The sequence below is a fragment of the Kitasatospora sp. NPDC005856 genome, assembly GCF_040629945.1.
Taxonomy (GTDB): Bacteria; Actinomycetota; Actinomycetes; order Streptomycetales; family Streptomycetaceae; genus Kitasatospora.
In genome coordinates this window covers 1-7,184 of record NZ_JBEXWT010000175.1, presented here as the reverse complement: position 1 = coordinate 7,184, position 7,184 = coordinate 1, and the positions used below count along the sequence as shown (strand labels likewise).

General features: G+C 75.8%; 6 protein-coding genes. 4 read left to right on the top strand and 2 right to left on the bottom strand.

What is annotated here, in order from left to right; translation table 11 throughout:
• The coding region (sucB, locus tag ABZ449_RS41420; protein WP_360357160.1) for a 2-oxoglutarate dehydrogenase, E2 component, dihydrolipoamide succinyltransferase at positions 1-1,491 on the top strand (1,491 nt) is incomplete at its 5' end.
• A gap of 158 nt (positions 1,492-1,649) precedes the next feature.
• Entirely contained in the window at positions 1,650-2,165 is a 516-nt protein-coding gene (locus tag ABZ449_RS41415; protein ID WP_360357158.1) for a DUF4240 domain-containing protein, read from the top strand.
• Positions 2,166-2,181: 16 nt separating this feature from the next.
• Here ABZ449_RS41415 and ABZ449_RS41410 read toward each other — a convergent pair whose 3' ends face one another.
• Positions 2,182-3,330, bottom strand: coding sequence for a DUF2510 domain-containing protein (locus ABZ449_RS41410; protein ID WP_360357156.1), 1,149 nt, complete (start codon positions 3,328-3,330; stop codon positions 2,182-2,184).
• A gap of 171 nt (positions 3,331-3,501) precedes the next feature.
• Positions 3,502-4,020, bottom strand: a complete 519-nt coding sequence (locus ABZ449_RS41405; protein WP_360357153.1) for a GNAT family N-acetyltransferase — start codon at positions 4,018-4,020, stop codon at positions 3,502-3,504.
• 101 nt (positions 4,021-4,121) lie between these two features.
• On the opposite strand from ABZ449_RS41405, the gene ABZ449_RS41400 reads away from it, so the two are divergent.
• Both ABZ449_RS41400 and ABZ449_RS41395 read left to right on the top strand, forming a co-directional pair.
• Complete coding sequence (locus ABZ449_RS41400) at positions 4,122-5,027, top strand: TIGR01777 family oxidoreductase (RefSeq protein ID WP_360357150.1); 906 nt, start codon at positions 4,122-4,124, stop codon at positions 5,025-5,027.
• A 507-nt stretch (positions 5,028-5,534) separates the two neighbouring features.
• Positions 5,535-6,866 carry an FAD-dependent oxidoreductase gene (locus tag ABZ449_RS41395; protein ID WP_360357147.1) on the top strand — a complete coding sequence of 444 codons (1,332 nt, stop codon included), beginning with the start codon at positions 5,535-5,537 and terminating at the stop codon, positions 6,864-6,866.
• Positions 6,867-7,184 lie beyond the last annotated feature (318 nt).

Here is a 7,184-nt window from a genome sequence, read left to right as displayed (position 1 = left end):
CCGGTCGCCGCTCCGGTCGCCGCTCCGGCCCCGGCCGCCGAGGCTCCGGCCGCCGCTCCGGCCGCCGCCCCCGCCCCGGCCGCCGACGCCACCCCGGTGCTGCTGCCCGCACTGGGCGAGTCGGTCACCGAGGGCACCGTCACCCGCTGGCTGAAGGCCGAGGGTGAGACGGTCGAGGTCGACGAGCCGCTGCTCGAGGTCTCCACCGACAAGGTCGACACCGAGATCCCGTCGCCGGTCGCCGGCACCCTGGTGAAGATCCTGGTCGGCGAGGACGAGACCGCCGAGGTCGGCGCCCAGCTCGCGCTGATCGGCGCCGCCGGTGCCGTTGCCGCGGCTCCGGCTCCGGTTGCCGCCCCGGCCCCGGTCGCTGCCCCGGCCCCGGTCGCTGCCCCGGCTCCCGTTGCCGCCCCGGCCCCGGTCGCTGCCCCGGCCCCGGTCGCCGCTCCGGCCCCGGTTGCCGCTCCGGCCCCGGTCGCTGCCCCGGCCCCGGTCGCTGCCCCGGCCCCGGTCGCCGCCCCGGCCCCGGTCGCCCCGGCCGCTCCGGCCGCTCCGGTGGCCGACAACGGTGACGCCTACGTCACCCCGCTGGTGCGCAAGCTCGCCGCCGAGCACGGCGTCGCGCTGTCCTCCGTCGCCGGCACCGGCGTCGGCGGCCGCATCCGCAAGCAGGACGTCATCGCCGCCGCGGAGGCCGCCAAGGCCGCCCCGGCCCCGGTTGCCGCTGCCGCCCCGGCCGCCGCGCCGAAGGCCGCCGCCGCGCCGTCCGCCCTGCGTGGCCAGACGGTCAAGATGACCCGCATGCGCAAGGTCATCGGCGACAACATGATGAAGGCGCTGCACGAGCAGGCCCAGCTGACCAGCGTGGTCGAGGTGGACGTCACCAAGATCATGTCGCTGCGCGCCAAGGCCAAGGACGGCTTCCTGGCCCGCGAGGGCGTCAAGCTCTCCCCGATGCCGTTCTTCGTCAAGGCCGCCGCCCAGGCGCTGAAGGTCCACGCGGTCGTCAACGCCCGGATCAACGACGCCGAGGGCACGGTCACCTACTTCGACACCGAGAACATCGGTATCGCGGTGGACTCCGAGAAGGGTCTGATGACCCCGGTCATCAAGGCTGCGGGCGACCTCAACATCGCCGGCATCTCGAAGAAGACCGCCGAGCTGGCCACCAAGGTCCGCGACAGCAAGATCACCCCGGACGAGCTGTCCGGCGCCACCTTCACCATCAGCAACACCGGCTCGCGCGGTGCGCTGTTCGACACCGTGATCGTGCCGCCGAACCAGGTCGCCATCCTGGGCATCGGCGCCACCGTCAAGCGCCCGGTGGTCATCGAGGCCGACGGTGGCACCGCCATCGGCATCCGCGACATGACCTACCTGTCGCTCTCCTACGACCACCGCCTGGTGGACGGCGCCGACGCCGCCCGCTACCTGGTCGCGGTCAAGGAGATCCTGGAGGCCGGCGAGTTCGAGGTCGAGCTCGGCCTCTGACCCCACCAGGTCCCCGCGGAACCCCGCGTACGGAACCCCGCGCCGTCCCCGGACGGCGCGGGGTTCCGCCGTTTCCGGCTCCGGGACCGGACTCGGTGCGGGCCCGCACCGAGTCGCGGCATGCGCGGACGCGTCCGAACGGGGATGCTGGAGCGGTGATGGACGAGACGGACTTCTGGCAGATCATCGACGAGACCCGGGACGCCGCCGACGGCGACCCCGACGAGCAGGCCGACCTCCTGGTGGAACGGCTCCTCCAGCTGACCCCGGACGACGTGATCGACTTCGCCCGGCTGTTCCAGGCGCGGTACCACCGCGCCTACCGCCACGACCTGTGGGCCGCGGCCTACCTGCTGCTCGACGGCGCCTCCGACGACAGCTTCGACTACTTCCGCTCCTGGCTGATCGGCCAGGGCCGGGAGGTCTTCGAGGGAGGGCTGGCCGAGCCGGACGACCTGGCGGACCTGCTGCCGGAGTTCGACGAGGAGGAGGACGGCGAGGCCGAGGAACTCCTCTACGCGGCCGACGAGGCGTACGAGCGGCTGACCGGGCTGCCGCTGCCCGAGGTGGGCGGGCGGCAGGCCGAGCGGCCGACCGGGGCGGCGCTGGACTTCGACGACCCGGACACCATGGCGAAGCGCTTCCCCAAGCTCTGGGAGCGGTACGGGGACTGAGCACCTCTCCGGTCGGTCAGGTGCTGGCGCCGGAGGAGCCGTCCTGCTTGATGCCCTTGAGGATCTGGTCCAGCACCGAGAAGTCCGGTGCGGCCGGGCTGTCGTCCACGCCGCCCTCCATGACCACGTAGCCGCCGCCCTTGGCGGGGAGGGCGGCCAGCAGGACGTAGCCCTGGGTGCCGTCGGTGGTGCGGACGTGCCAGCGGGTGGCGTAGCCGAGCACCCCGGCCACGCTGACGTACCCGGAACCGGCGTCGGTGTGCGAGCTGACGCCGGAGAAGATCTGCCCGGCGTAGTCGGGCATCCGGGCGTCGGCGGCCGACTTGGGCGAGGTGCCCTGGACGGTGTCCTTCTCGACCGAGAACTGGCCGCGGATGCAGGAGCCGCCGTCCGGGCAGGTGTAGCGGCCGGTGCCGAGGTAGACCGTCGAGTGCGGCGGGCTGCCCGACACCTCCCAGCCGTCGAGGACCGGCACGGTGATCGCGTGCTCCGCGTCGGGGACGGTGCTCTTGACCGCGGGGAGGGGTTTGGGTGTCGCGGGGCCGCTGGTGGGCGCGGTGGAGCCGGGGCTCGGCGTGGGGCCGCCGCTCCGGGTCACGGTGACCGTGGGGTCCGGGGTCGGGTCCGCCCTGTGGTCGCGGCCGCTGTTGAAGGCGACCCCGGCGACGATCCCGGCGACCGCCAGGACGACGACCGCGATGCCGGTGATCAGGCCGGTCTTCGACTTGGCGGGCGGGGCCTGCAGCGGGTGGCCCGGGCCCGGGTAGCCGTAGCCGGGGCCCTGGGGCGGGTAACCGCCCGGAGTCTGGTAGCCGCCCTGGGCCTGGCCCGGGTAGCCGCCCTGGGCCTGGTAGGGGCCCTGACCCTGGGCCTGGTACGCGTCCTGGCCGGGGTAGCCGTAGCCGGGTGCCTGGCGGGCGTCCTGGCCCGGGTAGCCGTACGCCGGGGGTGCCTGGACCGCCGGGCCGGCCGGATAGCCGTAGCCGGGCTTCTGCTCGGACGGCGGCCGGGTCTGGGTGGGGGCGTCGGCGATCCCGCCCGCGACGCCGCCCTGGAGCGGTCGGACCTCGGCGGTCCAGGCGTTGCCGTCCCACCAGCGTTCGTGACCGGGGGTGCCGTCCGCACCCGGGACCGGGTACCACCCGGGAGGCGTCGAGTTGCTCACGGGCGTACGGTACCCGGCGCGGTGGCGCTCCGGACAGGTCGGGACCGTCACGACTCCGCACCACCGCCGGGCGGCGAACCGCCTTTTGTGGCACGTCTGTTCGGGCGGACGCGTCCCTGCCCTCCCGGCGCCTCCCTGCCCTCCCCGTGCCTCCCCGTGCCTCCCTGCGGCTCAGTCGACGGGGTCGACCGGGTCGGCCAGGCTGCGGGCCATCCAGATGTCGTCCACGTACCGGCCGTCGATCAGGAACTCCTCGGCCAGCGAGCCCTCGACGACGAAGCCGCAGCTCTCGTAGAGGCGGCGGGCCGGGGCGTTCCAGCCGAGCACCCGCAGGGTCATCCTGCGGGCGCCCCCGGCCCGGGCCGCCGCGCAGGCCGCGTCGACCAGCCGGCGGCCGATGCCCCGCCCGCGGACGGTGTCGTCGACGGCCAGCCCCTGGATCTGCCGCACGTGCCGGTTGCTCGCCAGCGGGGTGGGCGGGACCTGACGGACGTAGCCGACGATCCGCCCGTCCAGCACGGCCAGCAGGAACTGCTCGGGGGCGTGCCGCTCGTCGAAGACCGGGTCCTCGACGGGCGGTTGCGGGGAGACGTCGGCCAGGACGGACCAGGCCGCGTGGTTGAGGACGGCGAGTTCGCGCTCGTCCTCGCTCCGCGCCGTACGGATGATCAGATCGTCGTCGGCAGGCATGCGCGTCATGCTAACGGCGTGCGCGCAGGTGACGGGCGGTCGGGAACACCGCGCGCACTCCGGAACACGCGGGCGCACGGGGGAGCTGCGAGGATGGGCGCATGCGCATCGCTGTCACGGGTTCCACGGGATTGATCGGTTCGGCGCTCGTCCGCTCCCTGCTGGCGGACGGCCACGAGGTGGTCCGGCTGGTCCGGCACCGGTCCAAGACCGGCCCACAGCCGGACGGCAGCACCGCGATCGGCTGGAACCCGCTGCTCGGCGAGGTCGAGCGGGACGGACTGACCGGGGTCCAGGCCGTGGTGCACCTGGCCGGCGCCGGGGTCGGCGACCACCGCTGGACGGACTCCTACAAGCGGGAGATCCGGGAGAGCCGGGTGTACGGCACCGAGACGCTGGCCGTCGCCCTGGCCGCGCTCAAGGAGCCGCCGCGGGTGCTCGTGAGCGCCTCCGCGGTCGGCTGGTACGGGCAGACCGGCGACCGGGTGATCGACGAGGACTCCCCCGCCGGCGACGACTTCCTGGCCGAGGTCTGCCGGGAGTGGGAGGACGCCGCCCGGCCGGCCGAGCGGGCCGGCATCCGGGTCGTCCACCCCCGCACCGGCATGGTGCTCTCCGCGGCCGGCGGGGCGGGCGGGCGGCTGTTCCCGCTGTTCAAGCTGGGTCTCGGCGGGCGGCTCGGCAGCGGGCGGCAGTACTGGAGCTTCATCTCGCTGCACGACGAGGTGGCCGCGCTGCGGTTCCTGATCGACCACGACGGCCTCTCCGGCGCCTTCAACCTCACCGCGCCGAACCCGGCGACCAACGCCGAGCTGACCACCGCGCTCGGCCGGGCGCTGCGGCGGCCGACGCCGTTCCCGGTGCCGGAGCCGGTGCTCAGGGCGGTGCTGGGCGAGCTGGCGGTCGAGGTGGTCGGCAGCCACCGGGTGGTGCCGCGGCGACTACTGGACGCGGGCTTCCGCTTCACCCACCCGGACGTGTACTCGGCGGTGCTCGCCGCGATGTGACGGGTGCGGGGGCGTGTGCGGGAGGCGGGGTCCGCGGGGCAGGTGCCGGGGGACGCCGGGCGGGGCGGGTACTGCCGGCCGTGCGGCTGCTGGGGCGGGTGCTGGGCGGTGGGTGCGCGGGGTGGCCGCGTGCGCCGGGAGGGTAGGCGTGCGCGCGGGTCGCGCGGAGCCCGTAGGGCTCTGAGAACGGTATCCGCCCTGGCCAGCGGCATATGCCGGGCGGGGCCCGAGGGGGCCCGAGGAGGGGGCGCACGGGAGCATATGGCGGGCGCGTCGCACGCCCCCGGTGACCGTACGCGCCCGCCGACCCCCCAACCCGGCCGCCACGGCGCACTGTCCGTGACCACGCCCCCGCCCGGTACCGCACAACCCTCCCCGGCCCTTGGATCCGGCCCGATGCGCTTGTCTGATGCTCACACTGACTGGGCATCACCCTCCACGGACCGTGTCCCGGCACCCCGCTGCCTGCGTCGGCCGGAGCCCCGGGACCAGGGAGGGAGCACCCCAGTGCCCACGTACGACTTCACCCGCCGCGCCCGCCGGCCGTCCGACCCGGACGTCGTCGTGGTCGGCGCCGGACTCGCGGGCCTGGCCGCCGCCCGCGAGCTCACCGGCCACGGCCTCACCGTTCAGGTCCTGGAGACCACCGACCGGATCGGCGGCCGGATGTCCACCCGCGAGCAGGACGGATTCCGGCTCGACGACGGCAGTCACCTGCTGAACACCGCCTTCCCCGAGCTGGGCCGCATGCTCGACCTCGACCGCCTCGACCTGCGCCCGCTCGCGCCCGGCGTACTGGTGCACAGCGCCGGCCGCCGGTACCGCGCCGGGGACCCCCAGCTCACCGTCGCCCGGCAGGCCGCCGCGCGGGCCCCGCTCGGCAGTCCGCTGGACAAGGCCCGGCTGGCCGGTCGGCTCGGCCGGCTCGCCACCACCCCGATCGGCCGGCTCCAGGCCCGGGCGGAGACCACCGCCGCCCGGGCACTGGCCGGCCACGGCCTCGCCCAGCGCACCGTGGACGGTTTCCTGCGGCCGCTGCTCAGCGCACTGCTCTCCGATCCGGCGCTCGGGACCAGCAGCCGGGTCGCCGACCTGGTGCTGCGCTCGTACGCCCGCGGGCGGCTCTGTCTGCCCGCCGACGGGATCGCGGCCGTGCCGGCCCAGCTGGCCGCCGCCCTCCCCGCCGGCACCGTCCGCACCCAGGTGCAGGTCACCGCGATCGCCGCGGACGGCGTGGAGACCCTCGCGCACGGGCGGATCGGCGCCCAGGCCGTCATCGTCGCCACCGACGCCCGGTCCGCCGCCGAACTGCTGCCCGGGCTGCGGCTACCGGACTTCCACCCCGTCACGACCTTCTACCACGCGGCCGACGCCGCCCCGCTGAACGAGGCCGTCCTGCTGCTCGACGGCGACCGGCCGAACGGGCACCCGCCGCTGGTGTCGCACTCGCTGGTGCTCAGCGCGCTGCACCCGTCCTACGCCCCGGCCGGCCAGTCGCTGATCGCCACCACCGTGCTCGGGCGGCGCTCCTTCGACGTGGGCGGCCCGGCCGGGCTGGAGCCGGCCGTCCGGGCCCGGCTGGCCGAGCTGTACGGCGGCTCGACGTCGAACTGGCAGTTCCTCGGCGTGCGGCACGTCCCGGACGCGCTGCCCGCGATGCCGCCGCCGCACAACCCCCGCCGCCCGGTGCGGCTGCTGGCCGGGCTGTACGTCGCCGGGGACCACCGGGACACCAGCACCGTGCAGGGCGCGCTGGTCTCCGGGCGGCGGGCGGCACGGGCGGTGCTGGGCGACCTCGGCGTCCCCGCCGACGCCCGGGAGACGGAGGCGGCGGCCTGACGGCCGGGCCGTTTCCGGGCCCGCTTCCCGGCACGGCGGGACACCGGGACGCACCAGCGGTCTGCCGGGGTGACAGACCGACGGCGCGCGCCGACGGACGGGTCGGCGCGCTCTCCCGGCTCGGTCCGGCCGTGCCGATGTTCCCGGCAGACCGACGAGATCGGCTGCGAGATCGGCTCCGGCAGGCTTCGGCGAGCGCCGACAGGCGTCGGCAGGCTTCGCGGCGGCCCGCCGGAACGGGCGCGCGCCGCGCGGCCGGCCCCGGGGTTCCTGCCGCTCCGCCCGGCCGTGCGCGGGCCGCTCCGCGCCGGTGACGGC